Annotated in this window: 26 protein-coding genes; 14 read left to right on the top strand and 12 right to left on the bottom strand. The window is 32.8% G+C overall.

The features are described 5' to 3' along the window. On the top strand, positions 1-675 hold a 675-nt coding region (locus AC1EUY_RS10425; RefSeq protein WP_480195473.1), incomplete at its 5' end, for a porin family protein. A 59-nt stretch (positions 676-734) separates the two neighbouring features. Here AC1EUY_RS10425 and pruA read toward each other — a convergent pair. Next, positions 735-2360, bottom strand: a complete 1626-nt coding sequence (pruA, locus tag AC1EUY_RS10430; RefSeq protein ID WP_480195474.1) for an L-glutamate gamma-semialdehyde dehydrogenase — start codon at positions 2358-2360, stop codon at positions 735-737. 116 nt (positions 2361-2476) lie between these two features. On the opposite strand from pruA, the gene AC1EUY_RS10435 reads away from it, so the two are divergent. Genes AC1EUY_RS10435 through AC1EUY_RS10450 form a run of 4 tightly spaced genes read left to right on the top strand, consistent with a single transcriptional unit; the run spans position 2477 to position 6953 of the window. After that, positions 2477-3184 (top strand): NRDE family protein, encoded by a 708-nt coding sequence (locus tag AC1EUY_RS10435; RefSeq protein ID WP_480195475.1) that lies wholly within the window; start codon positions 2477-2479, stop codon positions 3182-3184. A 40-nt stretch (positions 3185-3224) separates the two neighbouring features. Continuing rightward, positions 3225-3896, top strand: a complete 672-nt coding sequence (locus AC1EUY_RS10440) for a hypothetical protein (RefSeq protein ID WP_480195476.1) — start codon at positions 3225-3227, stop codon at positions 3894-3896. 7 nt (positions 3897-3903) lie between these two features. After that, positions 3904-5613, top strand: a complete 1710-nt coding sequence (locus AC1EUY_RS10445; RefSeq protein ID WP_480195477.1) for a hypothetical protein — start codon at positions 3904-3906, stop codon at positions 5611-5613. Between the two features lie 5 nt (positions 5614-5618). Continuing rightward, positions 5619-6953, top strand: a complete 1335-nt coding sequence (locus AC1EUY_RS10450) for a hypothetical protein (protein WP_480195478.1) — start codon at positions 5619-5621, stop codon at positions 6951-6953. Here AC1EUY_RS10450 and AC1EUY_RS10455 read toward each other — a convergent pair. The 3 genes from AC1EUY_RS10455 to AC1EUY_RS10465 form a co-directional block, all read right to left on the bottom strand. Continuing rightward, positions 6950-8089 (bottom strand): DUF3667 domain-containing protein, encoded by a 1140-nt coding sequence (locus AC1EUY_RS10455; RefSeq protein ID WP_480195479.1) that lies wholly within the window; start codon positions 8087-8089, stop codon positions 6950-6952. The genes AC1EUY_RS10450 and AC1EUY_RS10455 overlap by 4 nt on opposite strands. A 37-nt stretch (positions 8090-8126) precedes the next feature. After that, complete coding sequence (gene apaG, locus AC1EUY_RS10460) at positions 8127-8513, bottom strand: Co2+/Mg2+ efflux protein ApaG (protein WP_480195480.1); 387 nt, start codon at positions 8511-8513, stop codon at positions 8127-8129. 84 nt (positions 8514-8597) lie between these two features. Then, entirely contained in the window at positions 8598-9845 is a 1248-nt protein-coding gene (locus AC1EUY_RS10465; protein ID WP_480195481.1) for a type IX secretion system plug protein, read from the bottom strand. A 203-nt stretch (positions 9846-10048) separates the two neighbouring features. On the opposite strand from AC1EUY_RS10465, the gene AC1EUY_RS10470 reads away from it, so the two are divergent. The 6 genes from AC1EUY_RS10470 to nqrF are packed head-to-tail and all read left to right on the top strand — an operon-like array spanning position 10049 to position 16157. After that, positions 10049-11398, top strand: a complete 1350-nt coding sequence (locus AC1EUY_RS10470) for a Na(+)-translocating NADH-quinone reductase subunit A (RefSeq protein ID WP_480195482.1) — start codon at positions 10049-10051, stop codon at positions 11396-11398. 11 nt (positions 11399-11409) lie between these two features. Beyond that, positions 11410-12615 carry an NADH:ubiquinone reductase (Na(+)-transporting) subunit B gene (locus tag AC1EUY_RS10475; RefSeq protein WP_480195483.1) on the top strand — a complete coding sequence of 402 codons (1206 nt, stop codon included), beginning with the start codon at positions 11410-11412 and terminating at the stop codon, positions 12613-12615. A gap of 3 nt (positions 12616-12618) precedes the next feature. After that, positions 12619-13383: a Na(+)-translocating NADH-quinone reductase subunit C gene (locus AC1EUY_RS10480; RefSeq protein ID WP_480195484.1), complete on the top strand. Its 765-nt coding sequence runs from the start codon at positions 12619-12621 to the stop codon at positions 13381-13383. A gap of 3 nt (positions 13384-13386) precedes the next feature. Next, positions 13387-14073 carry an NADH:ubiquinone reductase (Na(+)-transporting) subunit D gene (locus AC1EUY_RS10485; protein ID WP_480195485.1) on the top strand — a complete coding sequence of 229 codons (687 nt, stop codon included), beginning with the start codon at positions 13387-13389 and terminating at the stop codon, positions 14071-14073. Positions 14074-14125: 52 nt separating this feature from the next. Further along, complete coding sequence (gene nqrE, locus AC1EUY_RS10490) at positions 14126-14848, top strand: NADH:ubiquinone reductase (Na(+)-transporting) subunit E (protein ID WP_480195486.1); 723 nt, start codon at positions 14126-14128, stop codon at positions 14846-14848. A 1-nt stretch (position 14849) separates the two neighbouring features. Beyond that, a complete protein-coding gene (gene nqrF, locus AC1EUY_RS10495) occupies positions 14850-16157 on the top strand; it encodes an NADH:ubiquinone reductase (Na(+)-transporting) subunit F (RefSeq protein ID WP_480195487.1) in 1308 nt (435 codons plus the stop codon). A 286-nt stretch (positions 16158-16443) separates the two neighbouring features. Here nqrF and AC1EUY_RS10500 read toward each other — a convergent pair whose 3' ends face one another. Further along, positions 16444-16899: a Na(+)-translocating NADH-quinone reductase subunit F gene (locus tag AC1EUY_RS10500; protein WP_480195488.1), complete on the bottom strand. Its 456-nt coding sequence runs from the start codon at positions 16897-16899 to the stop codon at positions 16444-16446. Between the two features lie 155 nt (positions 16900-17054). Between AC1EUY_RS10500 and AC1EUY_RS10505 the strand changes: the two genes are divergently transcribed. Continuing rightward, a complete protein-coding gene (locus AC1EUY_RS10505; RefSeq protein ID WP_480195529.1) occupies positions 17055-17417 on the top strand; it encodes a Na(+)-translocating NADH-quinone reductase subunit F in 363 nt (120 codons plus the stop codon). A 112-nt stretch (positions 17418-17529) separates the two neighbouring features. Beyond that, positions 17530-17856, top strand: a complete 327-nt coding sequence (locus tag AC1EUY_RS10510; RefSeq protein WP_480195489.1) for a YegP family protein — start codon at positions 17530-17532, stop codon at positions 17854-17856. Positions 17857-17923: 67 nt separating this feature from the next. On the opposite strand, the gene AC1EUY_RS10515 is transcribed toward AC1EUY_RS10510, so the two are convergent. Next, positions 17924-18439 (bottom strand): SAM domain-containing protein, encoded by a 516-nt coding sequence (locus AC1EUY_RS10515; protein WP_480195490.1) that lies wholly within the window; start codon positions 18437-18439, stop codon positions 17924-17926. Positions 18440-18517: 78 nt separating this feature from the next. Then, positions 18518-19387 carry an OmpA/MotB family protein gene (locus tag AC1EUY_RS10520; protein ID WP_480195491.1) on the bottom strand — a complete coding sequence of 290 codons (870 nt, stop codon included), beginning with the start codon at positions 19385-19387 and terminating at the stop codon, positions 18518-18520. Positions 19388-19592: 205 nt separating this feature from the next. Here AC1EUY_RS10520 and AC1EUY_RS10525 point away from each other — a divergent pair, with 205 nt between their 5' ends. Further along, positions 19593-20504 (top strand): FAD:protein FMN transferase, encoded by a 912-nt coding sequence (locus tag AC1EUY_RS10525; RefSeq protein ID WP_480195492.1) that lies wholly within the window; start codon positions 19593-19595, stop codon positions 20502-20504. Here AC1EUY_RS10525 and AC1EUY_RS10530 read toward each other — a convergent pair. From AC1EUY_RS10530 to panD, 5 genes are all read right to left on the bottom strand, one after another. Next, a complete protein-coding gene (locus tag AC1EUY_RS10530) occupies positions 20501-21463 on the bottom strand; it encodes a DUF4837 family protein (protein WP_480195493.1) in 963 nt (320 codons plus the stop codon). The genes AC1EUY_RS10525 and AC1EUY_RS10530 overlap by 4 nt on opposite strands. 39 nt (positions 21464-21502) lie before the next feature. Then, on the bottom strand, positions 21503-23056 hold the full coding sequence (locus AC1EUY_RS10535; protein WP_480195494.1) for a lytic transglycosylase domain-containing protein: 1554 nt from the start codon (positions 23054-23056) through the stop codon (positions 21503-21505). Between the two features lie 138 nt (positions 23057-23194). Continuing rightward, positions 23195-24409 (bottom strand): lytic transglycosylase domain-containing protein, encoded by a 1215-nt coding sequence (locus AC1EUY_RS10540; protein ID WP_480195495.1) that lies wholly within the window; start codon positions 24407-24409, stop codon positions 23195-23197. Continuing rightward, positions 24409-25239, bottom strand: coding sequence for an alpha/beta hydrolase (locus AC1EUY_RS10545; protein WP_480195496.1), 831 nt, complete (start codon positions 25237-25239; stop codon positions 24409-24411). Before AC1EUY_RS10545 ends, AC1EUY_RS10540 begins: the two co-directional genes overlap by 1 nt. Before the next feature lie 130 nt (positions 25240-25369). Further along, a complete protein-coding gene (panD, locus tag AC1EUY_RS10550; protein WP_480195497.1) occupies positions 25370-25756 on the bottom strand; it encodes an aspartate 1-decarboxylase in 387 nt (128 codons plus the stop codon). Positions 25757-25872: the final 116 nt, after the last annotated feature.

The following is a 25872-nucleotide window of genomic DNA, read 5'->3' on the forward strand; positions in this document are numbered from 1 at the left end:
AAAACCAATGAATCAATCATGAGAAAAATTTTACTATTAATATTTGCAATTGCCTACTTTCAATGCATCAATGCTCAAGAAGTAATTTTTGGCGTGAAAGGTGGCACTAATTTATCCACCTTTAATGAAAATTTTAATAGCCCTTTTGACTTTAAATATAAATTTGGTTTTCAAATTGGTGGTTTAGCAAGGATTCCTCTTACAGATCGTCTTTTATTGCAGCCAGAGTTATTGTATAGTTTACAAGGGGCCAATTTTGATTTGAACTTGGTATCAATCCAATTACCACAAAATGATATAGATGATTTATTCGCTGGCAACATTCAAAATAGCGTTAACGAATCAACCATTCTTGTACCCATAATGTTAAAGTATTATCTATCTGATAATTTTAATATTGAGTTTGGACCGCAATTAGACTATCTTTTTAGTTCTAATTCTAGCGTCTTAACATTTACCAATGAAGGTGTTATAGATAACGACGAAAATGTAAGTGAGTTTAACTTCGGCGTAAATATCGGCGTAGGTTATGATTTTAAGGAAAATATGGGACTTGGACTCCGTTATAATTATGGTTTTAATCGGCTTTTTAAGGGAGATCTTTCTAGATTTGATAACGGTTTTAAAAGAAGAAGTTCGGTATTTAGTTTAAATTTTGAATATCGCTTTCATTAAAACTAAAAAACCGCATCAAAATGATACGGCTTTTAATTCTGAAAATATATTATTTTTTACTACCCTAAAAATGGATATCTATAATCTGTAGGGCTAACGAATGTTTCCTTAATCAATCTTGGTGACACCCAACGCAATAAATTCTGTGCTGAACCAGCTTTATCATTGGTACCCGAAGCGCGCGCACCACCAAAAGGCTGCTGTCCTACAACGGCACCCGTAGGTTTATCGTTAATATAAAAATTACCTGCGCAATTCTCTAGTGCCTTCGTGGCTTCTGTAATTGCATAGCGATCTGTTGAGAAAACTGCTCCTGTTAAAGCATACTCAGAAGTACCATCAACCAATGCTAATGTTTCCTTCCAATCACTGTCTTTATACACATATACTGTTACTACTGGACCAAAAAGTTCCGTGCACATGGTAGCATATTTTGCATCTCTCGTCAAAATTACTGTAGGCTCAATAAAGTATCCTTTTGACTTATCATAACCCCCTCCCACGATAATATCGGCATCCGTATCAACTTTTGCTTGATCTATATATTTTGCCAATTTATCAAACGATCCTTCATGAATAACAGCTGTAATAAAATTACTTAAATCTTCTGGCGAACCCATTTTAAACGATTTCACATCTTCTCTTACATAGGCTAGCACCTCATCAGCAATTGATTCTGGTAAATATACTCTTGAAGCCGCCGAACATTTTTGTCCTTGAAATTCAAAAGCACCTCGGCTAATTCCTGTAGCAACTTGTTTAGGATTGGCAGATGGATGCGCGATAATAAAATCTTTACCTCCCGTCTCTCCTACGATTCTCGGATAGGTTTTATAGTTATGGATGTTCTCTCCTATCTTTTTCCAAATTTCTTTAAAAACAAAAGTCGATCCTGTAAAATGTAATCCTGAAAAATCTGGAGAATCTAACATAGTTTCTGTAATCATTACTGGGTCACCATAAATCACATTAATAACACCATCTGGCACACCCGCTTCTTTAAACACATCTACAATTACTTTTGCAGAAAATATTTGACTATCTGATGGTTTCCAAACAACCACATTGCCCATCATCGCTGCAGATGCGGGTAAATTAGCTGCAATTGCTGTAAAATTAAAAGGTGTAATCGCATATACAAAGCCTTCTAAAGGTCTATACTCAACACGGTTCCAGATACCTTCTGCCGAATCGGGTTGCTCAGCATAGATTTGAGACATAAATTCTACATTAAATCGTAAAAAATCAATTAACTCACAGGCAGCATCAATTTCTGCTTGATGCACTGTTTTAGACTGTGCAATCATCGTTGCTGCATTGATCTTAGCTCTGTAAGGTCCTGCTAATAAATCAGCAGCTTTTAAAAAGATAGCTGCACGTTGTTCCCAAGGCATTTGAGACCACTCATTTCTTGCTTCCAAAGCTGTAGCAATCGCTTGTTCTGCATGCTTTTTTTCTGCTACATGATACTGACCAACTACATGTTTATGATCATGTGGTGGTGTCATATTACGCGTGTTTCCGGTTTTAATTTCTTCGCCGCCAATGTACATTGGTACATCAACAGACCCATTAAAATAGGCTTTATATTGTGCTACTACTGCTTCTCTTTCGGGTGAACCAGGTGCATAGCCTTTTACAGGCTCATTTACGGCTACTGGTACTTGAAAAAATCCTTTACCCATTATTGTATGTTTTTAAGTGTTAATCAACTAAATTTGAAGCGCAAAGTTACGATTTATTTATGTAGTTTTTATGAAGACAATTACACAAATAAACGATTAAACAAATCAACAAAACAATGTGTACAGTAACATATCTTCCTCTTGGAAATTCTGATTTTATTTTGACCTCAAGTAGAGACGTTCCGTTTTCACGGAAAAGCGCCTCGCATCCTAAAAAATATGTAGAAGATGGTATCGAAATTTACTACCCTAAGGATGGAAAAGCTGGAGGCACATGGATAGGAGTTAGCTCAAAAAACCGTTTACTATGTCTCTTAAATGGTGGATTTGAATATCATACCTCTAGAGTTTATTATGAAAAAAGTCGTGGACTTATTGTAAAAGAATTGTTGAAAGCTGATGATATCCGTAAAGGTTTAAATAATGTAAACTTAGAAAAAGTAGAACAATTTACACTAACCATTGTTGATTGGAACCAATCATTAGAACTTATTGAATTTGTTTGGGATGGCACACAAAAGCACATAAAATCTTTACCTCAACTGCCTAGCATTTGGTCTTCTGCTACACTATACGATAAAAGTGTAAAAGAGTTACGTGAAGATTGGTTTGAACAATGGCAAAATGATCATAATTTTTCTAGTAAAAACATACTCTCTTTTCATAAAAAAGCAGGCATTGGCGATAAATTTATAGATGTACTTATGGATAGAGGTCTAGGTGGCACAGTTAGTATTACTTCAATTAAAAAACAAAGTGGTTCACTTGACATGCTTTATGAAGATATAAAAACACAACAAAAATCTAAACTAACCATATACTAAAACACCCAAAAAAGTGTTTTTATGTATATTATTAAAAGCTATGAATAAAAAGATTCTTTTCATTATATGTGCTTGTTTGCTTCTATTAGTATCTAGCTGCTTCGAAATTGTTGAAGAAGTAAGCTTCAATAAAGATGGCTCTGGCCATATGAACTTAACTTTCAACATGAGTAAGAGTAAGACAAAGCTTAATTCTATAATGCTATTAGATAGTGTAAATGGTTATAAAGTTCCCTCTAGAGATGCAATACGAAAAGAAATTGCGAATGCTATTTCAAAAATTAGAAAAACACCTGGCATTTCTAATGTACAAAATACCACAAATTTTGATAATTATATTTTTACAGTGTCGTGTGATTTTACAGATGTAGATGCCTTAAATACTGTAATTTCAAGTTTTAGCTCTGCCAAAGATGCAGCTGCCATAAAAAAGCATAAACATTTTAAGTTTGACAAAACAAAAAATACTTTTGTAAGAAGTCATCACCTAAATTTAACTAGTGAATTCAACAAAACCAAAATTGAAGATCGTGAAGTTTTTAAAACAGCAACTTTTACAAGTATCTATCGTTTTGAAAATCCTATTTTAGTTTCTCAAAATAAAGATGCTAAAATAGCAGGTAGTAAGAAAGCTATTATGTTACGAGCAAATGCCCAAGATCTCATTAAAGGAAAAAAATCAATAAAAAATCAAATAACCTTACAGAAATAAATCAATCATGAAAAATCTTTTAAGCTTAGCATTACTAAGTATTTCATTTGTTATTAGTGCACAAAATCTAGAAGCTAAAATTCCGAGTAGTTCTGAAGTAGTTATCACCACAAATGGTAATCGTATTTTCGATTTAATATCTGTAGTTGATATAAATGCCTCGTTTATGGGAAAAGAAATGCTAAAAGATGCCAATAGAAATAGAGAAGATAAAATAAATTCTATTGAAGAGTTAGGATTTGACCTTGCTTCGAAAGCATACTATTTTTTAGAATTGAATGATAGCATAACGTACCATAATTTTTTAATTCAAATCAACAATAGAGAACAGTTTGAAGCAACACTTTCTAAGTATGAAAAAGAAAAAGTTAAAAATGACGGTACTTCAAGCTATGTAGAAAGTTACAATGGCATTAAGATTTGGAATAACAACTTATTCTTATTTGTAGATGGCATGAAATCATATGCTTATTTTAATGAACACAAAGATCGTTTTCTAAAAGAAGCCGAAACTGAAGAAGAATTAGAATATAGTATTCACAAACGAATCATAAATTCTTGGATTAAAAAGCATGCATTCAACATCTTTAACACTAATGCTGAAAGGTCGATTATTTCGAATTCAAAATTTCAAGCTAGTAAACACAAAGATGCTGTAGGTACCGTTTGGGTAAAAAATTATGGCATGGTGCTTTCACAAATGATGAGCGCATATTCAAGAATGCTTTCTCCTTCATATCTCGTTACGGGAAATAAAAACTTTTACGGATTTGAAGAAATCGTAGGGAATCTTTTCTTTGAGAAAGATGCTGTGCGATTTTCTTTAGATATGGCCATTGCGCCAGCAATGCAAAAGTCATTTAAAAAGATTTATAATAAGAAAATCGATAAAAAATTCTTTAATCATTTCGATCAAGACAAAGCCATGGCTTTTTGGAGTTTTTCTTTTGACACACAGGCAATGTTCGAAGAGTACCCAAATCTTGTAAATACCATGTATGGAGGCATGTTACCCGCTTTTAAAGAAGAAGTTGAAGTTTCTACTGATCTTTTCTCTCTACTATTAGATGAAGAAGCTATAGGAGAACTCATGACAGGCGATATGCTTTTTGTTCTTGATGATGTAGCCGAAAAAGAAGTAGAATATATTACCTATGAATATGATGAAGAGTATAAATCTAAAGAGGTTAAAAAAACAAAAAAGGAGCCTGTACCCGATTTCACCATCATGCTTGGTTCTAAAAAACAAAAATTACTTCATAAATTATATAGATTAGGTATAAAGCATAAAGTTATGAGAGCTGATGGCGGTGCTTTCCAATTTGTATTTCCAAAAAGAGGGAAAGTTCCATTTGACTTATATTCTGTTTTTAAAAATGATATTTTATTTTTAACAACTTCTAAAGCAAAAGCCGATAATATTGTTAAAAACAGAAACTCAACTAACTCAGGTAAATACACCAAATTAATCAAGAAGAATGCTTCAGTATTTTATATAAACGGGCAAAAAATTGTTTCGAGAATTCCTGAAAAAGAACTTGGTAAAAAGAAAAGAAAGATGTTAGACCTATTTAGTGCTAATTTTAAAGATGCTTATTTAAAATCTTCAAAATTAAAGGGTAATAAAATGTCATCTGAGCTCAAAATTAACACCAATGGTAATCAGGAAAATTCACTGAAACTTTTATTTAAACTCATGAATGAAGTTGCTAAATAATCTAAATGAAAAAAAAGATTTTTTATGCGTTACTTTTTATAGGCTTTAGCATTGCTATAGCCTATTTTATGAGGTATAAATTAGGCGCTGACTTCAATAATAAAATTCCAGCTTCTGCTGAAACCATTATACGTATTAATACGCGTCAAATAGAACATCATGTATTGGTAGATGCTATACAAAATCCATCATCGTATATTGATTTTAAATGGTCTTCAATAGATAAAAAAAAGAAAACGCTTTTTGATGGAATTTCAATTCCTAAAAATGTTTTTTTCTTTACAAACAGCAACAATTTTGACGGCTTTTTAACTAGCAATCTCTTAGAGATAAAAGATCATAAAGACCTTAGTTCTTTTCTTAAACAAGAAGGTTTTAATCAATCTAGTAGTAATACAATTGAGTTTTATAAAAAGGGTAAAATTTTCTTTGTAAGAAAAAATGATGCATTGTTTTTAGCCTATAATTACAAAGAATCGGATATTGCAATTTCAAGTTTAGCAACACTTTTTGATCAGGATACTTTTTTAGGAAAAAAAGACACTTTACTCGGTAATCTTAAAAATTCAAGCAGTGATATTAGTTTGGTTACCCGTAAGAATGATTTTTTAGAGTTGAATTTTAAAAATGGTGAACTGATTTTGAACGGTTATTTAAATAATGATTTCAATATATTTTTACCACATAAGACAAACCCCATAGATTACAATCTTGTAGCTTATAGCTCAGGTAAAATAAACACACAAGCATTACAATCTATAACAACCAAAACCCTAAGCAATAAGTTTAAAAAAATTACCTCACTATCGTTAGATTCCATTTCTAAAAAATGGGATGGTGATTTTATATTGAAAGTAAATGCCATTAAAAATAAAACAGACACCATTATTACGTATGAATATGATGATGATTTTAATCAACTAGAAAAAAAGGATATTCAGAAGATTAGTGATCCTGATCTAGATATTAAACTAAAAGGAGATTTACTCTATGATTATTTAATAAACGCTAAAGCTATACAGTCTATTGAAGGTGATTCTTTATTTACTGCAATTCCGCTACTTCAATTATATCCTAAAAAAGACCACAGTTATATTCATTTATCTTCTGATAAGGATTATAAAATAGCCAAAGGTGTTGAAAATAATAGTTTTGTATTAGGAATAAATATAGATAAATATAGAAAGAATCCGCTAGACCTATACCCTCTCAAAAATGATAGGCGTTTAGAACTTTTAAACTATTTTTCGGCTCGTATTAACAATAAAAATGAGATTTCTCTAAAGGTTACCTTAAAATACGATAAGCGAAATTTTATAGGTCAACTTCTTAAACCTTAGTTAAAGAAAAATGCAACCAAAGCTAAAATTGTGAAGCCTATCGTTGCCATTATTATAAAGGAAAAATTTGCGAGTACATATTTAAAAATTGTTTTTAACCAACCCTGCTTGTAAAAATGCTTCATGGCCAATAGCAGATAAATCGCAAAGACTCCCACAGAAATCAGCATGAGATTTGTCGATCTGACTTCGATGAAAAAATTAATAATTACAAAGAGAAGCATTAATAAAAAGAATACGGTTTGTGTGTAGAATACAAATACCATATGCTCCATATATGTATATTTTCTACGTATATAAATAAGCTTTAGAAATAGCGCGAATAAAGGTAAAAAGATAAAAATGGCTAATGAAAGTCCAGAGAATAATTTATCATAGAATTCTTTACCGCCGTCATCCATCATATTCTGAGTATCTTTGGCTTTATCGTAATAGAAGCGATTCCAAAAGGTATTTTCATAACCCATGCTATCAAGAGCATCTTCGATTGCTAGATCCTTATGTTTTCTGCGAAATGTCCAAAACTCTTGAATCTTTTTATTTGATGAATTAAAAAATACACTACCCTCATCAGTTGAATCCTTTAAAATTTCATTGCGAATACTATCTAAAGGAACATTATTTGCTTTTAGGGTAGAATCTATATTAATTTTTGCATTATTTTCCACTTCCGCTAAGGCAGCATCAACAATAGAATCTTTTTGCACCTTTGTCAAATTTTTACCATTTCCTGTATTAAAATTAAACAGCGCAGTATCAGTTTCTTTACCTCTATATTCGTTAATGGTATTCAGCAATCCATAAATAACAAAGAAAATTAACGAAACTGTAAGGTAGGTTCTAAAGGGATTTACAAACTTTTTCCGTTTCCCAGAGATAAATTGATGCGCTACCTTGCCAGGCTTTAAAATAAGCGGTACAATAGTTCTCCAGACCTGAGAATCATAAGTAAATAAATTCCCTATAAACTCGTCTAAAAATAATTTAAAGGTAAGTTGATTGGTATTGTTTCGCTGGCCACATTCTGGGCAGAAATTTTCTTCTCCTGTTAACAGTTCCTCGCAATTTAAACAACGATTCCCACGTTGTCTTGCAGGTAATTTTTCCTTTTTGGTTTTCTTAAACAATGAAAGCATTGCCTAAAAGTACTCGAATTTCTAAAATAAAAAAAGGTTAATTTAAAACAGCAGGCATATTTAATTGAAACGAAGGAATATGCACCCTAAAACTTTTCGTGGTAGTAAAATTAATCATATTAAAATAGCCTTTCATAGAACCCGCAGGTGATATTAAATTACAATATGAATTGTAAGTATAACTTTTCTTAGGCTGAATAATTGGTTTTTTACCAATAACCCCTTCCCCTTCTACTACTTCTAATTTATTTAAGGCATCGTAGATATCCCAATGACGGCTAATTAACTGCACAGCGTCATTACTTTGATTCTCTATGGTGATACTGTAACTAAACATAAACATAGGAAGGCTATTTCGATAGACAACACCTTCGAAATTTGTTTCAACCGATATTTTAATTCCGTTTGTTACTTGCTGTATCATAAGAAGATACGTTTAGTCTAATTACTACAAAGATATAAAACTTATAAATCTCTATTTACTTGATGTAGATGAAAACTTTAGAAATTAGTTGCGTAAGTTTTCAGAATTTGCAGTGCCAAATCCAATAACCCGATCATAACGACTGCCCAAAGGTTTGTAATACACAATCACTGTATAGCTATTTTCGGTCTGAAAAAAAGATCCTTCTAATTGATGCTTATTTAGCATACCCTCTTTATCAACAGTAACATAACTGTAGTTATAAAAACCTTGTTTGAGTAATAACTTAGCAGTATATAACTTACTAATTTTATCAAAAGTCATTTTGTTTTCCTCTGTGAGTTGCCAATCATTAAAATCACCGTATATGTAAATGGCATCATCAATCTTTTCTGATTCTAATGTAAAATACACCCAAGAATAATCGCCTTCGGTATCAATATCATCTGCATCGATGGTTCTTAAAACAAAATTACCGTTCACATCTGGATAAAATGTATAAGGCTTATCAGCCCGTATTTCGTCAGTATATAGATAAGTATGAAACATATCTTTTAATTCACTTCTATATACATTATTCGTTGCATTTCGTATTTGTTTGGTATCAAAAAACAAAAACTCATTGCCCGCCCAATAAGTAACATCTGCCCCATATTTATACAGTAATTGAGAACCTCTAATGAACTGTGGTTTGATATCTCTTTTAACTGTATTCCAATCAAGATTTTGATATACCGCAACTTTAATTTCCATACTTGGATTATTTATAAGCATCTCAGGATGATTCACACTAAACTGCACATTCTGTTTCGTGTTTATCGTTGCAATATCTCTACTTCTATGTACACTTACTCCAACGGTTGTTAAAGGCTCATACACAATAAAAGGTCTTGTAAAAACGACTTCGTCATCCTCGTTTAATACAGACAACACATAATTACCACTTATTTTTAATCGAATGTTATCGTTTGGCAATTTCATTTTATAATGCGTGTATCCTTGAATCGTATTAAAAGAATTTTCAAAATTTCGAATCCAGTCTGATGTAAATCCGTCAATATATTCTGTTACATTTAAATTCGATTTTTCCCAATGATAATCATAGTGTTCTATCGTGTAAGCATATTGTTTTTGATCACCATCTAGATCATCAAATTCTAAAAAGATAGTGCCTCCTAATTGTAGGACAGGCGTAAAATCATTCGTTGCATTCGAACGAAAAACAATCGATTTAATATAATCTGGTGGACTCACAATTACATTCGACTGCGCACTGGTGAGCAGCGATAAAGAAAGAAAAAGTAATACTACGATTATGTTGTTTTTTTGCATTAAGTGTATTTGGTTTAGTATTAGTATTCAAAAGCTATACCAATTTCAACAAACAAAAATAGTTAAACAAAAACATTCTACTTTAGTCTTTTATTTAGAATTATTATAAATAACGTTTTAAAGCTTGCAATTGCTTAGATAACACCTACAAAATTTTTAAATTTGCACCGTTTTTAAAAGACAATAAATTATAATTTATAAATATGTCAACAGACATTCGTATTAGAAAAGGCTTAGATATTAAGCTTGTTGGCGAAGCTGAAAAAACAACTACCAAACTTCCACTAGGTAGCGTGTATGCGGTAAAGCCAGACGATTTTCACAAAATAACTCCAAAACTCTTAGTAAAAGTTGGTCATGAAGTAAAAGCTGGTGAAGCTTTATTTCATTCTAAAAGAAATGAACAATTATTATTTCCTTCTCCCGTAAGTGGTGAGGTCGTTGAGATTGTTCGTGGTGCTAAGCGTAAGGTTTTAGAAATAAAAATTTTAGCTGATAAAGAACAGCAATACCAAGATTTTGGTAAAAAAAATGTGGGAAGCTTAAATGCTGAAGAAGTAAAAGCTCATTTATTAGCTTCAGGTTGTTGGCCGTTTATCAAACAGCGACCCTATGATGTTATTGCGAACCCTGAAAAATCACCAAGAGATATCTTTATTTCTGGTCATGCAAGCGCTCCTCTAGCAGCTGATCTTGATTATGTTTTAGCTGGTAAAGATGCTGAATTACAAGTAGCGGTTTCAGCATTGGCAAAATTAACGGAAGGTAAAATACACTTGAGTGTTGGTACTACTGCCAACAATCCACTAGTAAATCTTTCAGATGTTTCTTTACATAAAGTTACTGGGCCACATCCAAGCGGAAACGTGAGTACTCAGATTGCTAAAATCGGTCCAGTAAATAAAGGGGAAACTGTTTGGGTAGTAAGCCCACAAGATTTGGTGATTATTGGTGAATTATTATTAACAGGAAAATTCAATGCGAAGCGTACTGTAGCGTTGACAGGGTCGAAAATTATTCGTCCTCAATATGTAGAAGCGATTGTTGGAGCAAAAATAGAAGATTTAGTTGCCGATAATTTAGATGATAAGAATGAACGTATAATTAGCGGTAATGTATTATCTGGAACCCAAGTAAGCAAAGAAGGCTTTTTAGGATACTATGATAATCAAATCACGGCAATTCCTGAAGGTGATGATTATGAATTCTTTGGCTGGAACAAGCCTATCTTTAATAAAATCTCAAATTCTAGGGCATTGACTTTTTCATGGTTAAATCCTAATAAAAAATACGACCTAAATACGAATACCAATGGTGAGCATAGAGCGTTTGTATTGACAGGTTCTTATGAGCAGGTGTTTCCGTTAGATATTTATCCGATGCAAATCTTAAAAGCATGTTTATATAAAGATTTAGACGAAATGGAAGCTTTAGGTATGTATGAAGTAGCTCCAGAAGATTTTGCTTTAACAGAATTTATCTGTGTTTCTAAGCAACCACATCAACAAATTATAAGAGAAGGATTGGATTTAATGATCGAAGAGATCGGTTAAAAAAGTAAGAAATGGGATTAAAACAAAACTTACATAATTTAAAAGAAAAGTACAAAGGCACAAAGATGGCACCTGCATTTAATGCCATTCATACGTTTTTGTATTTACCAAATGAGACTACCCATGGGGGCACTCATATAAAAGCTGCTGATGATCTAAAGCGCACCATGAATATTGTAATTATGGCATTAATACCATGTTTACTATTTGGTATGTTCAATGCAGGTTACCAGCATTATTTAGCTACAGGTGAGGTAGAAAGAGCTACGAGCTTTTTTAGCAGTGAATTCTGGAATATGAACAATTTCTTTATTGGATTAAAGAAGGTATTACCATTAGTTATCGTATCATATTTGGTTGGTCTTGCAGTTGAATTTGTTTTTGCAGTTATTAAAGGACATGAAGTAGAAGAAGGATACTTAGTTACAGGTATGTTAGTACCACTAATTGTTCCTATAGACATACCTTTATGGATGCTTGCTGTAGCTGTAATTTTTGGTGTAGTAATTGGTAAAGAAGTATTTGGTGGTACAGGTATGAATATTTTAAACCCCGCTTTAACTATCAGAGCATTTTTATTCTTCGCGTATCCTACTTGGATGAGTGGTGATAAAGTTTGGGTACATGACGCCGTGAATAGAGTTGGTCAACCAGATGCAATTTCAGGAGAGACCATGTTAGGCACTTTAGCACAAAATGTTACCCCTAATTATAGTACTTGGGAACAATTTATGGGTTTTATACCAGGTTCTGTAGGTGAGACCTCTACATTATTAATCCTTTTAGGAGGTTTATTTCTAATCTTTACGAAGATAGGAAGCTGGAGAATCATGCTAAGTGCTGTGATTGGTGCTTTGGTAATGGGCTTCATTTTTAATCAAGTAGTTGAATTAGGCTGGATTACTTCTGGAAGTAAATTTTACGGATTAATGACCGTTGAGTTCTGGCAACATTTACTTATTGGCGGATTGGCATTTGGTATCGTCTATATGGCTACCGATCCGGTAACGGCATCACAAACAAATAAGGGTAAATGGATCTATGGATTCTTAATAGGTTTCTTCTCGGTGATGATTCGCGTATTTAATCCTGCGTATCCCGAAGGTGTGATGTTAGCAATTCTATTAATGAATGTGTTTGCACCAACAATTGATCACTATGTGGTACAAGGTAATGTGAAGAAAAGATTAAAACGTTTAAAAGCAAAAACAGCATAAGTTATGGCTAGAAATACAGATAGTAATTTATATACCGTACTATTTGCCATCGCAATGGTAGTGGTCGTAGGTTCATTGTTAGCATTTACTGCATCTTATTTAAAACCTACAATTACACAAAATCTGAAAACTGAAAAGCAGCAAAATATTTTGTTTGCTATGGGTGTAAATGAAGGAACTGTTACGGGTGATGCAGGTGATGCAAATAGTTTTGTGTCTGCAGACAAAGCTTCAGCTGAATTCGAAAAGTATATTACAAAGCAATATTATATTGAAGGTACAAAAGCTACCGAAGATAGTCAAGCTTATCTAATTGATATTAAAAAAGAAGCAGATAAGGCTAAAAGTGGAAATTATACAAGAAAGCTCCCCCTTTTTGTTGGAGAGAAAGATGGTGAAAAATTCTACATCGTACCTATACGAGGTATAGGTCTTTGGGATGCTATCTGGGCGTATGTTGCGTTGAATGAAGATCTTGAGACTGTAAAAGGTGCCTACTTTGATCATAAAGGTGAGACCGCTGGTTTAGGTGCTAATATCACTGAAAGTTTTTTTAGAGATGATTTTCAAGGTGAATCATTATATGCGAATGGTGAATTTAAAGGAATTACCGTAGCAAAAGGAAATAATGACCCTTTAAATAAAGATAAAACTGATAATGAGGTTGATGCCATAGCAGGTGCTACAATCACGGGTGATGGTGTAACTGCCATGATCAAAAAAGATTTAGCAATGTATCTTCCTTATTTTAATACGTTAAAAAAATAACACATGGCAGAAGTAGCAGAGAAAAAAGTAAAGGCACCAAGCGAACCTTTGTTTTCTAAAAAAAATAGACAGTTAATTACCGACCCATTAACAGATAATAATCCAATTACCATTCAGGTATTAGGTATTTGTTCAGCATTGGCAATTACAGCGCAATTAAAAGCATCTATAGTAATGACCATAGCCGTATTTTTTGTAATGGGCGTAGGTAATGTGGTAATTTCGCTAATGCGAAATATCATTCCTTCAAAAATTAGAATTATTGTACAGCTTATCGTAGTTGCTTCATTAGTAATAATTGTAGATCAGGTACTAAAAGCTTTTGCATATGAACTAAGTAAAACCTTATCAGTATTTATTGGTTTGATTATTACCAACTGTATTATTATGGGACGTTTTGAAGCGTTCGCTTTAGCTAATGGACCTTGGAAATCATTCCTTGACGGAATAGGAAATGCTGCTGGTTATGGATTAATATTGATTATTGTAGGATTCTTTAGAGAATTATTAGGGTCAGGTACTTTATTAGGATTTCCAGTATTAGGTGATCCAATTGCAAAAACAGGCTTATACGCTTTAGGTTATGAAAATAACGGGTTTATGTTATTTCCGCCCATGGCTTTGGTTGTAGTAGGAATTATTATTTGGATTCAAAGAACTAAAAACCCTGCATTAGTAGAAGATCATTAGACACATCGTCTCGTCCTTAATTTATTTAAGGATCGCATCAAAATTTAAAATTATGGAACATTTAGAAATATTTTTCAAATCGGTTTTTATAGAAAATATGGTATTTGCCACGTTTCTCGGGATGTGCTCGTACTTAGCGGTATCTAAAAAAGTCTCAACAGCGGTTGGTTTAGGAGCTGCAGTAATCTTTGTATTAGCAGTAACCGTACCCTTAAACTGGTTATTAGATCAATATATATTACAGCCAGGTGCTTTAGCAAAAACACTAGGTCCTGAATATGCAGATTATGACCTTAGTTTTTTATCATTTATCATGTTTATTGCAACCATTGCCACCATGGTACAATTGGTAGAAATTATCGTCGAAAAATTTGCACCAGCCTTATATAATTCATTAGGTATATTTTTACCCTTAATTGCGGTAAACTGTGCTATTTTAGGAGGTTCGCTATTTATGCAAGCACGTGAGATACCAACTTTAGGCATGGCATTAAATTATGGAATAAGTTCAGGTATCGGTTGGTTCTTAGCGATTTTGGCAATTGCTGCCATTCGCGAAAAAATTCGTTATTCAGCAGTACCTGCTCCGTTAAGAGGATTAGGAATTACGTTTATCATTACCGGATTAATGGGTATTGGCTTCTTAAGTTTTGGGGGTATGTTAACGGGTGATGAAGGCAATGGTAAAGAAAAAATTGAAGAAGTAAGTCAAGTTAAAGACGAAAAAAAGGAAAAAGAATTAGTAGAAAACACAACAACTGTATTAAATAAATAATATGTTTTTAGCAGCTACAACAACAGGAGTAATTTTAGCCACTGTAATAGCCTTTTTAGCGATTACTTTGCTATTAGTGGGTCTCCTATTATTTGTTAAACAAAAATTAGCACCATCGGGTCCCGTAAAATTAACCATCAATGGTGAAAGAGAGATTGAGGTTGCTTCAGGTGATTCTTTATTGACAACCTTAGGGAGTCAGAAAATATTCTTACCATCTGCTTGTGGTGGTGGTGGTACCTGCATTCAATGTGAATGTCATGTATTAGAAGGTGGTGGTGAAGCACTCCCCACAGAAACACCTCATTTTACGCGTAAAGAGTTACAGCATGGTGCTCGTTTAGCCTGTCAGGTAAAAGTAAAACAAGACATGGAAATCACCATTCCAGAAGAAGTTTTTGGTATTAAAAAATGGGAAGCAACTGTTGTGCGTAATTATAACGTAGCATCTTTCATTAAAGAATTCGTTGTTGAAATTCCTGAAGATATGGGTTATAAAGCTGGTGGATATATTCAAATAGAGATTCCACCATGTACTATTAATTATAAAGATATTGATATTACTGCGCACCCTGAGGAGCATGAAACTCCAGATAAGTTTCAAGCTGAGTGGGATAAATTTGGTCTATGGCCATTGGTAATGAAAAATAATGAAACGGTTGAGCGTGCGTATTCTATGGCTTCATATCCTGCTGAAGGACGTGAAATCATGTTGAATGTACGTATTGCTACGCCGCCATGGGATCGCAATAAGAATGCCTGGATGGATGTAAATCCTGGAATAGCATCCTCATACATATTTGCTCAAAAACCTGGTGATAAAGTAATCATTTCTGGACCTTATGGTGAATTCTTTATCAATGAGTCTGATGCTGAAATGTTATATGTTGGTGGTGGAGCTGGTATGGCACCCATGCGTTCTCATTTATATCACTTATTCAAAACTTTAAAAACTGGTAGAAAAGTAACCTATTGGTATGGTGGTCGTTCTAAGCGTGAGTTATTTTATATTGAACACTTTAGAGCATTAGAAAGAGACTTCCCTAACTTTAAGTTCTATATGGCTTTATCTGAGCCTTTAGAAGAAGATAACTGGAAAGTTAAAGACGGTATTGATGGTGAAGGTGATGGTTTTGTTGGTTTCATTCATAATTGTGTGATCGATAATTATTTAAATCATCATGAAGCCCCAGAAGATATAGAATTGTATTTCTGTGGACCACCATTAATGAATAAAGCCGTACAGAAAATGGGTGAAGATTTTGGCATACCAGACGAGAACATTCGCTTCGATGACTTTGGAGGATAGACACAGAGTGTCATTAAGTATATAAAACCGAGCTATTGCTCGGTTTTTTTATGCTTTTTTAGAGAATATTATAGCTTTCAAAGCGTTTATATAAAAAGTCAATCCATGAATTGTCAAAAGTGTAACTACGAATTAGAGCGTATTCAGCGTAAAAAACACCAAAGGCTACTGTTTCCTAGCAGTAGAAGGTATGTATGCTATAGTTGTAATAAGACACACTTAAAATTAAACTTAGTCAATTGCTTTTTAAGCTTATTTCGATTTAGTTAGGTAACGTTAAAGTACTTTACTGATAAATCACTTCAAATTTATACACAGGATTATCCTGCTCATATTCAAAAATCTTTGAATAATCCATTACATTAGCAATACCATCTAAATCGCATAAAAAACTAACTACAGAAGACAAACCTTTAAATAATGTCTCTTTATTTCTTGCATTTTTAGGTTTAGGATCATAATGGCATAACGGTGTTTTAAACCCACAAGCTTCTAAAAAAACTTTTTCGATATGTAATAATTCTAAAGGAGTATATCCGTTAAAAGTTCTACCTAATTGCTGATGTACCTTACCCACATAACTTAATTCAAGAGAACCATGGGTGTCAGATAAGTGCTTCCAACTATCATGATTATCAAGTATATTACCTACAGCACACGCCGAGCAACACTCAGGATTCAACTCATCATTATGAAAAGCGTTATAAAGTTTAATTAATGCTTGTTCTAATCTCTCAGTCATTATCAAGTATTCATTTAATTTTGTTAAAAGGTACAAAAACAAATTATAGCATCAAAAAAATCATCACTATACAATACAATCTCTTTTTTTGTGTTTTATATGTAACTGAAACCAAACTTTAATCTATTGAATAGAAAACTATGTTTCAAAAGATGATGACACCGCTTTCTGAGCAAGAACTACATAACCTTGCAATGAACATTGCCGGAAAAAAACTACAAGAAATGGGTTATGAGTTTGTTGCAGTAAATAGTAAGCTTAAGAAACACCCTCAGTTTGTATTGTATAAGAAAGGAGAACCTACCATTTTTGTACTCGTAAAAGCTACTAGCAACATTCAAAACCCAAATGAATATGATAAAATTTGGATGGAAACTTTTGTACAACATGCCAAAGAACAAGACGCACAAGTTTGGTTTGCTGGAATAGGATTAGCAAATTCTGAGAGTGTTGAAATGCCTGTATTCAGAGACAAACCCTATTACTTAGCTTTTGAAGAATTTGTAAAAATTCACTAGTATTTTTTTTGAGACCTCTAATAAGTCCTTGAAAAAGAAAAAGAAAAAGACTTTTAAATTCGCCACGAAATTTATAAATTAGTCAATAACAAATTATTAAACAGTTAAAATTATGGGAAAATTTGAAGTTTATACTGATAAAGGTGGTAAACATAGATTTAGACTAAAAGCAGGAAACGGACAAAATATTCTTGCTAGTCAAGGGTATGCATCTAAATCTGGATGTGAAAACGGTATCGAATCAGTTAGAAAAAATTGTATGGATGATGCTTGTTTTGAAAGATTAGAATCTTCTAAAGGGGAACCTTATTTCAATTTAAAATCTACTAACGGACAAGTTATTGGTACAAGCGAACGATATTCATCAACTTCAGCAATGGAGAATGGTATTGCTTCTGTGCGTAAAAATGCTCCTGATGCTTCAGTAGAAGAAGTATAAACTTAACTAAAAGCATTAAAAAAGCGCTGTTGTTAACAGCGCTTTTTCATTTAATTATACCTAAATTTTAATTTAGAATATTCTTAAGATCACCGAAAAGGTTTTGTTCTTTTTCACTAAAACGTTCGCCTCCAAAGCCTAAAAAGCCTCCCTCCTTTGCAGCATTCGCTACACCTTCAGCAACATTCAGTACCCATTTCTTATACTCATCAGCAGTTTCTGATGATTCTTTAGCATTAATTAAATCAACTGCTTTTTTACAATCATTAAGTATCAATTCTCTTAAACCATCAGAATTTTTTATATTGTTTTCCTTGATTCTATTCATTAAAAATTTTCGTTGTTCTTTGGCTGTTTCCATAGCTTTACTTCGATCTGAAGCATCAGGCACTATTTGCTGAATTAAAGCATTATCTGCAAAATCTTTTTTAGCATTCATAACGCCTCTCACACTAGCAAACATTTCTTTACCAGAGCCTATTAGTCCACTAAAGCCAGCACTTGCCATAATAGCCCCAACCGCTTGAGGTAATGACGAAATCATTTTCCATTCTTCTTTAGAGTATTTTTCTGAAGTATCCATTATTAAAGTTTTTAGTTTATTGTTTCTAATTTACAAAAAATACTATTTGTTTGAAAAGAGTAAGTAGTAATTAATGTTTTATTCACTACTTCCTTTAATACCATCTGGCTTCTCTTCTAGCACATCAAAAAACTGATCTAATTTTGGTAAGATAACGATACGTGTTCTTCTATTTCTTGATCTACCCTCAGCAGTATTATTTGTTGATAGTGGTAAATACTCACTTCTACCCGCAGCAATCAACCTTTTAGGATCTATTTTAAAATCATTTTGCAACACTCTAACTACCGCTGTTGCGCGATGTGCACTTAGGTCCCAATTATCTAAATTACGAGCATTCTTAATTGGCACATTATCAGTATAACCTTCGACCATTACTTCCATTTCTGGCCTATCAGAAATTACAGTAGCTACCTTATCTAAAATATCTTTTGCATTTGGTGAAATAATAGAACTTCCACTTTTAAATAATACTTTATCAGAAATTGAAACATACACTACTGTTTTTTCAACATCTACAATAATATCTTCGTCTTGAATTCCTTTTGCTAAGGCGCTTTTTAAATTAACTGCTAAGGCTAAATTCACCGAATCTTTACGTGACATGGCTCCTCGAATACCATTAATATATTTATCTTTTTCACTTAGTTGCGCAACAATGTCTTTTACATTATCATTCGCAGAAGCAGAAAGTTTTGTTAAACTTTCAATCTGCTTGATATTCGCCTGATTATTTTCAGTTAAAAATTTATTTTGAGATTCTAATACGGCTAGTTGATTTGCATATTTATCTTTTTCAACCTGACAAGCCAATACTTTGGCGTTAGAATCAGCTAATTGTTGTTTGGCGGCATCGTATTCACCTTGTAATTCTGCAAATTTCTTTTGCGAAACACAAGAAGATAATACTACTGCACAGGTAATAGTTAGTACTAATAATTTCTTCATAATTTGAGCTTTTAATTCAGTTACTAAGGTATTAAAAATATACCCAGATAAAATAATATTTAGCACGATTTTAACAGTAAACAAAGTTTTATCTTTGACAATGGTAACAAGAGATTCTAAAGCAATTATGAAGATTAAAAATTATCTGCTACTTATAATCATTTTATATATTACTTTGAGCTGTAAAAAAGAGCTCACACATAAAATGACAAAATTAGAAGGTCATGCTTTTGGCACGACTTTCTCAATGAATTATCAAGATGCAAATGATTACACCAAGCAGATTGATAGTTTATTCTATTTAATTAATAGTTCATTATCAACATACATTCCCAATTCTGATATTTCAAAAATAAATGATGGTGATACTACCATTGTAGTAGATGCATTTTTTAAGGAAGTATTTGAGAAATCAGAACGAATTTATAAAGAAACCAATGGCGTTTTTGATCCAACCATTGGGATACTAGTAAATGCATGGGGCTTTGGCCCTAAGAAAATAAAATCAAAACTAGATTCTATAAAAATTAAACAACTATTAACCCTTACTGGATTCGATAAAGTACATTTAATCAATAGCAAGATAGTTAAAGAACATGATAGTACTTATTTTGATTTTAATGCCATTGCCAAAGGATATGCCGTTGATATTGCTGGGCGTTTTTTAGAAGGTAAAAATATTGCTAATTACTTAGTTGAAATAGGTGGAGAGATTAGAACCAGAGGTAAAAAACTAGATGGTTCTAAATGGAAAGTAGGTATAGAAAATCCTAATTTTGACGGCACACGTTCAGTTCAGAAAGCAATAGAATTAACTAATGAAGCTATGGCGACTTCTGGTAATTATAGAAAGTTTAAAATAGATTCTGTAACTGGAAAAAAATATGCACATATCTTAAATGCTAAAACAGGCTTTTCTATGCAAAGTAATTTACTAAGTGTTTCTGTAATTGGTAAAACAGATTGTGCTGACGTTGATGGTTACGCAACAGCACTCATGGCAATGTCGCTTGAAGAAGCAAAAAAGTTCTTGGCTAATCACCAAGAACTTCGTGCTTATATTATTTATACGAATAATAAGGGTACTTTAGAAAACTACACCACCGATAACTTCTAAACTTTTAAGGTTTTTAGAATTGCCTCTAATTCAAACATATAATCGCGCTTATTAATATTAGGGGCGTAGGTAAAACCTTCTACTACTACAAAGCGATTGTTTTCTTTATCAACTATAGTATAATTTAAGAAAGGTCCTGCCATATAATCACCTTTAACTTCCCATTTGCCTCTGGTTTCAAAAGCTTCTTTATCGCTTATGGTAGTCTTTTTTATAAACGGAGAATACGCAGCTTCAGTAATCATATATGATCCTTCAGGCCCGCCAGGAATAAACTTTTTACCTATTGCATCTCTCATAGATGGTATTACCAAATCGATTGAATCTAATGATGAAGTCATAGGATACGAATACACCAATAAGTTTTTACTTACGTCATCGTGCTCATAACGCATCCATAAAAAATCTCCTTTATCTGCAACCAATCGATAATCGTAAGGTATTTTCATAGAAATACCCATAGCATTTATCGTTTTTAAAGTATCTGATTTAAACTCTTTTTTAGTTAATTGTCTTTGAAAAAAGGCAAGTTCTCCTTCTTTAAAAACCGAAACAATCTCACTTTTGTGTGCATTGATCTGATCAATTAATGATGCTTCATCTTTACCAAGAATGGTCATGGCTACCTGAGGTGCTGCATATAGGTTATTATTTACATTATACGTATCACTTTTATCTACACCTACAAATAGAATATTTCTGCTAGTTTTAAATAATTTCGAAAATGTTTTTGGGGCTACTTGATGTACTGTAAACTGATTTTCATCTTGTGGCAATCCTATTACGGGTGAAGCAATAATGTCGCGTAATGCATCGCCTGCTTTTCCTTTCCATTCGCTATTATTCATAACGATTAACAAGCTATTCATGTTACCTGTCGAAGATTTTAAAATGGGTTGAGATTTGGTGCAAGACATAAAAAGAATTACACTCATTGTAATAAGTAAGAGTTTTTTCATCGAATTAGTTTTAACGGGAATAAACTCAAAAAAGGTAGATTAGCTCTTGTAAATTTTAAGTTTAGTACCAGGTTTTAGGCTTTTAACACTCCAAATATTGTTCCATTTTTTGATTTCATTGACAGAAACTTTTGAAAACTTTCTAGAGATTGTCCATAATGAATCACCTTTCTTCACTGTATAGGTAGTATATTTTCCTTTTCCTACTGATTTTTTAGACGTACTCGTTGATTTACTTTTCGTTTTCTTAGAAGAAGAGGTTACCATATTTCTAGGATAGATGGTTAGACGCTGTCCTATTTTCAATCTATTACTTCTAAGCCCATTCCATCGTTTAATTTGTGATACACTCACACGATAACGGTTTGCAATTTTTCCTAAATAGTCACCACTTCTCACACGATAGCGTATTTTATCTTTTTGTTCAAAATATTTTGGCAGTGGTTTTTCGCGTTTGGCATCATCCGCTTCAGCGAATGCATAAATCTGAGTTTCATTCGATACAAACTTGCCTAACAAGTTTTTAGGTAGTCTTAATGTATAGTTTTCTCCTTCAACATAAGGAATGATGTTTAACCTATACTGAGGGTTTAAAAACTCTAACAGTTCATCGTCTGTATTCAGTACTCTATTAATTTGGTCGAACGTAAGCTGTCTCTTTACGTGAATAGTATCGGTCTCAAAATTTGTAACATACTTTCTATTGATATGTAAATTATGCTCTTTAGCATATTCTAGAATATAATATGTAGCATAAAAAGCTGGTAGGTATCCTGCAGTTTCTCTTGGTAAATAGTGGCGTAGATTCCAATAATTTTTACTACCACCAGAACGACGAATTGCCTTTGTAACATTACCAGGCCCAGAATTATAGGCTGCCAATGCCAAATCCCAATCACCAAAAATTCTATACAAACTAGAAAGGTATTTACATGCTGCCTCTGTAGCTTTTAAGGGATCATGGCGTTCATCTACATACGAACTTACATCTAGGTTAAACTGCTTACCTGTATAATACATAAATTGCCATAGACCCGCAGCTCCTACTCTAGATTTCGCTCTTGGTCTTAATGCAGATTCTACAATGGCAAGGTATTTTATCTCTAATGGAAGATCATATTTATCTAAATGCTCTTCGAACATCGGAAAGTAAAATTGCGCCTTTGCCATTAACTCTGGTAAGCTTTTCTTGCGATGTTTTAAATAGGATTTTATAATACGCTCTAACGACGGATTGTATGCTACATTAAAAGGAGTTTTACTATTGAGATGTGCTAGCCGCTTTTTTAACAGCTCAGAAGATAATTCGTAAGCACCTAAATCGATAATTTTAGAATCTGGTAATACATATTGGACTGAATCATATAATGGTGATTCATACAGTTTATCTAACCAAAGACTATCTATTAAAGTTGCCTCTTTATGATTTACTAAACTTAAAGTATCTTGTTTCGCATCCTTTCCTTCAGATTTTAAATCAAGTTTCTTTTTACTTTTTACTTCTTTAGGGCTTAGACTTGACGTGTCACTTTCTTGTGCAAAAGCCACTAAACAAGCGAATAAGAATAGAACTGTAATAAGGGGTTTCGTCATCTTTCTATCATTTATAAAATTACCTTCACTAAGACGGCTGACGCAAAAATAACTAATTTTTATAATTACCTAAAATGCATTAACAACTGCCTATTTTCATTTCTAGTTGTTAATAACGTCAATTTTTAACTAAGATTATTATTTATTTGTTAAAATTTTGAGTTGGGTACCTGGTTTTAGGTAGGTAACACTCCATAAGTTATTCCAACTTTTAATCTGATTTATTGTAGTATCAGGAAATTCTTTTGCGATTTTCCATAATGAATCTCCTTCTTTTACAGTATATGAAATAACTTCTTTATCGCCGTAACACTTAGTTTCTTTTTCTGATGTTACTGCACCCAAATAAAAAGAAGTTTTTCTTGCTGCTCTTTTTGCCAATTCATATACTTTACTTTTACAAGGTACCAATTTTCTAACGATAGAATTTGGCAAAATAAGATAGCTCTTCTTATTGGTTGAATACGTAATTCTACCCAACTTATATTGCGGATTTAATTGCTTTAACAATTTCACATCAATATCAAATCTATGTTGAATTTCTGAAAAAGTAAGATCATTCTTTACCTCAATGATTGTGACTTCATCATACGATATTTCTATGTTTTTAGGATAAACTTTATGCTCATCAGCATACTCAAACATATAAAATGTAGTATAAAAAGAGGGTATATAATTGCGAGTCTCTTTTGGCAGATACGGTCGTATTTTCCAGAAATCTTTATGACCACCCGAACGTCGTATGGCTTTTTTTACAGTACTCGGGCCTGCATTATATGCTGCTATAGCTAAATTCCAATCACCAAAAATACGGTGTAATTCTTTTAAATATTTACAAGCAGCTTGTGTAGCTTTTATAACATCTAAGCGTTCATCGATGGAAAAATTTATGGTTAAACCGTATTCCTTCGCTGTGTTAGGCATAAATTGCCACAAACCTTTTGCTCCCATATATGATCTAGCATTTGGCTCTAAGCGAGATTCTACGACTGCGAGATATTTAATCGCATCAGGAAGATTATATGCCTGTAAATATTTTTCGAAAATTGGAAAGTATAACTTTGATTTATCGATAAGATCAGATAAATCATTCTTATTACTTTTTATATATGAATTAATTGAATATTCAATAGTAGGGTTATAGGATATTGATACTTCTGTATTTTCTTGTAAAATTTCAAATCGTTCTTTTAACACATTTATTGAAAACCCTTCTTCGACATCTGGTGTAAATCGATTTGATTCGGTAGCCAAAGTAGTATAAAAAGCATTGTCGTTGTAGGCGATATCTTGAGCGGTTGTACACCAGTAAAAAAATAATACAGAAATAAGAAGAGGGAAGTTGATTTTCATTAGGTTAGTTGTTTATGAATCCAGTTAATTATGGTACTTACTAGTTGTTCTTTTTCTAAATCATAGTGCAGTTCATGATATCCTCCTTCAAATAATTGTATCGTCGCTTTATTCTCACTGTTAGACGCAAAGGCTACAGAAGCTTGATGGTCTGTAATTTGATCTCCAGTTCCATGAATGATTAACATCGGTATTGACAACGTATGTGCATGCGCTATGGCCCATTCACCAGCCTCAAATACGGCAAGAGAATAATTTGCACTAATCTTGTCATGCACTAACGGGTCATTCTTATATTTTTGCACCTCATCAGGATCTCTTGAAATAGCATTCGCATCTAGTTCACTTGGTAAGGTAACAGAAGGTGCTAATTTTTGCATGATCTTTCCTGCTTTTAATTTCCACTTTGGTGGTTTAAATGCTAAACGTAATAATGGGCTTGTAGCTATAACTCCTCTTATCGAATTATCTCTCTTTAGCACATAATTAATGACAACATTACCACCCATACTGTGCCCATAGAGAAAAATAGGCGAATTGGCAAAAAGATTCTGAGCTTTATCGATCACTAATGCTAGGGCATCTAGTAAATATTTGTATCCTGGATTATGTCCTTTTTTACCAGAAGTTTTTCCATGCCCAAATTGATCATAGGTAACTACGGCGAGATTGTTTTCTACTAGTTTGGGAATTACGAATTCTGTATATCTACCTGAATGTTCACCCATACCATGAACCAACACCACTACTCCACGTATAGTATCGGGTTGAAAGTATTGACCAAAAAAAGTGATGTTTTGAAAAGTAAAGTCAAATTCGTGAGGTGACATTGCTTCTGGTTTTAACCAAAAGTAACGAATGACTTATCTGCGATAGCAAAATTGTTGAAAAGTGCTAAAAACTTAGGTCGCTTATCTTTCGATAAGCGACCTAAGCTATACTTTTACAAAGTAATGATAGTTAATACGCTATCAAACCGTTTGATTCATAATTACCAACACTTGTAATCTCATTTTCTTTATCTACCATAACCACGGTTGGTTTGTGCTCTTTCGCTTCTTCTGGTGACATCTGTGCATAACACATTAAAATCACTACATCTCCTACTTCAAAATGACGCGCTGCAGAACCATTTAAACAGATAATACCACTACCTGGTTCTCCTCTAAATGTATATGTTTCTATACGTGCACCATTATTATTATTCACTACTTGAATTTTTTCATATTCAAGCATTCCTGCCGCTTCTAGCAAATCACTATCTATAGTAATACTACCAACATAATTTAAGTTGGCTTCAGTAACTGTAGCATTGTGAATCTTACATTTAAGCATATTTATCTCCATCTCTAAGGTTTACTTTAAATTGATTGCAAATTTACATTTTATTATAGAATATTCTATAACCAATTAGTCTTTAACAAGTAACATGCCAAATGCATATTGAATTAGACGCAACCATA

The sequence above is a fragment of the Maritimimonas sp. 2210JD6-3 genome (assembly GCF_056591795.1).

Coding starts and splice junctions, on each gene's coding strand:
- pruA (WP_480195474.1), bottom strand. CDS start 2,360: ATGGGTAAAGGATTTTTTCAAGTACCAGTAGCCGTAAATGAGCCTGTA.
- AC1EUY_RS10435 (WP_480195475.1), top strand. CDS start 2,477: ATGTGTACAGTAACATATCTTCCTCTTGGAAATTCTGATTTTATTTTG.
- AC1EUY_RS10440 (WP_480195476.1), top strand. CDS start 3,225: ATGAATAAAAAGATTCTTTTCATTATATGTGCTTGTTTGCTTCTATTA.
- AC1EUY_RS10445 (WP_480195477.1), top strand. CDS start 3,904: ATGAAAAATCTTTTAAGCTTAGCATTACTAAGTATTTCATTTGTTATT.
- AC1EUY_RS10450 (WP_480195478.1), top strand. CDS start 5,619: ATGAAAAAAAAGATTTTTTATGCGTTACTTTTTATAGGCTTTAGCATT.
- AC1EUY_RS10455 (WP_480195479.1), bottom strand. CDS start 8,089: ATGCTTTCATTGTTTAAGAAAACCAAAAAGGAAAAATTACCTGCAAGA.
- apaG (WP_480195480.1), bottom strand. CDS start 8,513: ATGATACAGCAAGTAACAAACGGAATTAAAATATCGGTTGAAACAAAT.
- AC1EUY_RS10465 (WP_480195481.1), bottom strand. CDS start 9,845: ATGCAAAAAAACAACATAATCGTAGTATTACTTTTTCTTTCTTTATCG.
- AC1EUY_RS10470 (WP_480195482.1), top strand. CDS start 10,049: ATGTCAACAGACATTCGTATTAGAAAAGGCTTAGATATTAAGCTTGTT.
- AC1EUY_RS10475 (WP_480195483.1), top strand. CDS start 11,410: ATGGGATTAAAACAAAACTTACATAATTTAAAAGAAAAGTACAAAGGC.
- AC1EUY_RS10480 (WP_480195484.1), top strand. CDS start 12,619: ATGGCTAGAAATACAGATAGTAATTTATATACCGTACTATTTGCCATC.
- AC1EUY_RS10485 (WP_480195485.1), top strand. CDS start 13,387: ATGGCAGAAGTAGCAGAGAAAAAAGTAAAGGCACCAAGCGAACCTTTG.
- nqrE (WP_480195486.1), top strand. CDS start 14,126: ATGGAACATTTAGAAATATTTTTCAAATCGGTTTTTATAGAAAATATG.
- nqrF (WP_480195487.1), top strand. CDS start 14,850: ATGTTTTTAGCAGCTACAACAACAGGAGTAATTTTAGCCACTGTAATA.
- AC1EUY_RS10500 (WP_480195488.1), bottom strand. CDS start 16,899: ATGACTGAGAGATTAGAACAAGCATTAATTAAACTTTATAACGCTTTT.
- AC1EUY_RS10505 (WP_480195529.1), top strand. CDS start 17,055: ATGACACCGCTTTCTGAGCAAGAACTACATAACCTTGCAATGAACATT.
- AC1EUY_RS10510 (WP_480195489.1), top strand. CDS start 17,530: ATGGGAAAATTTGAAGTTTATACTGATAAAGGTGGTAAACATAGATTT.
- AC1EUY_RS10515 (WP_480195490.1), bottom strand. CDS start 18,439: ATGGATACTTCAGAAAAATACTCTAAAGAAGAATGGAAAATGATTTCG.
- AC1EUY_RS10520 (WP_480195491.1), bottom strand. CDS start 19,387: ATGAAGAAATTATTAGTACTAACTATTACCTGTGCAGTAGTATTATCT.
- AC1EUY_RS10525 (WP_480195492.1), top strand. CDS start 19,593: ATGACAAAATTAGAAGGTCATGCTTTTGGCACGACTTTCTCAATGAAT.
- AC1EUY_RS10530 (WP_480195493.1), bottom strand. CDS start 21,463: ATGAAAAAACTCTTACTTATTACAATGAGTGTAATTCTTTTTATGTCT.
- AC1EUY_RS10535 (WP_480195494.1), bottom strand. CDS start 23,056: ATGACGAAACCCCTTATTACAGTTCTATTCTTATTCGCTTGTTTAGTG.
- AC1EUY_RS10540 (WP_480195495.1), bottom strand. CDS start 24,409: ATGAAAATCAACTTCCCTCTTCTTATTTCTGTATTATTTTTTTACTGG.
- AC1EUY_RS10545 (WP_480195496.1), bottom strand. CDS start 25,239: ATGTCACCTCACGAATTTGACTTTACTTTTCAAAACATCACTTTTTTT.
- panD (WP_480195497.1), bottom strand. CDS start 25,756: ATGGAGATAAATATGCTTAAATGTAAGATTCACAATGCTACAGTTACT.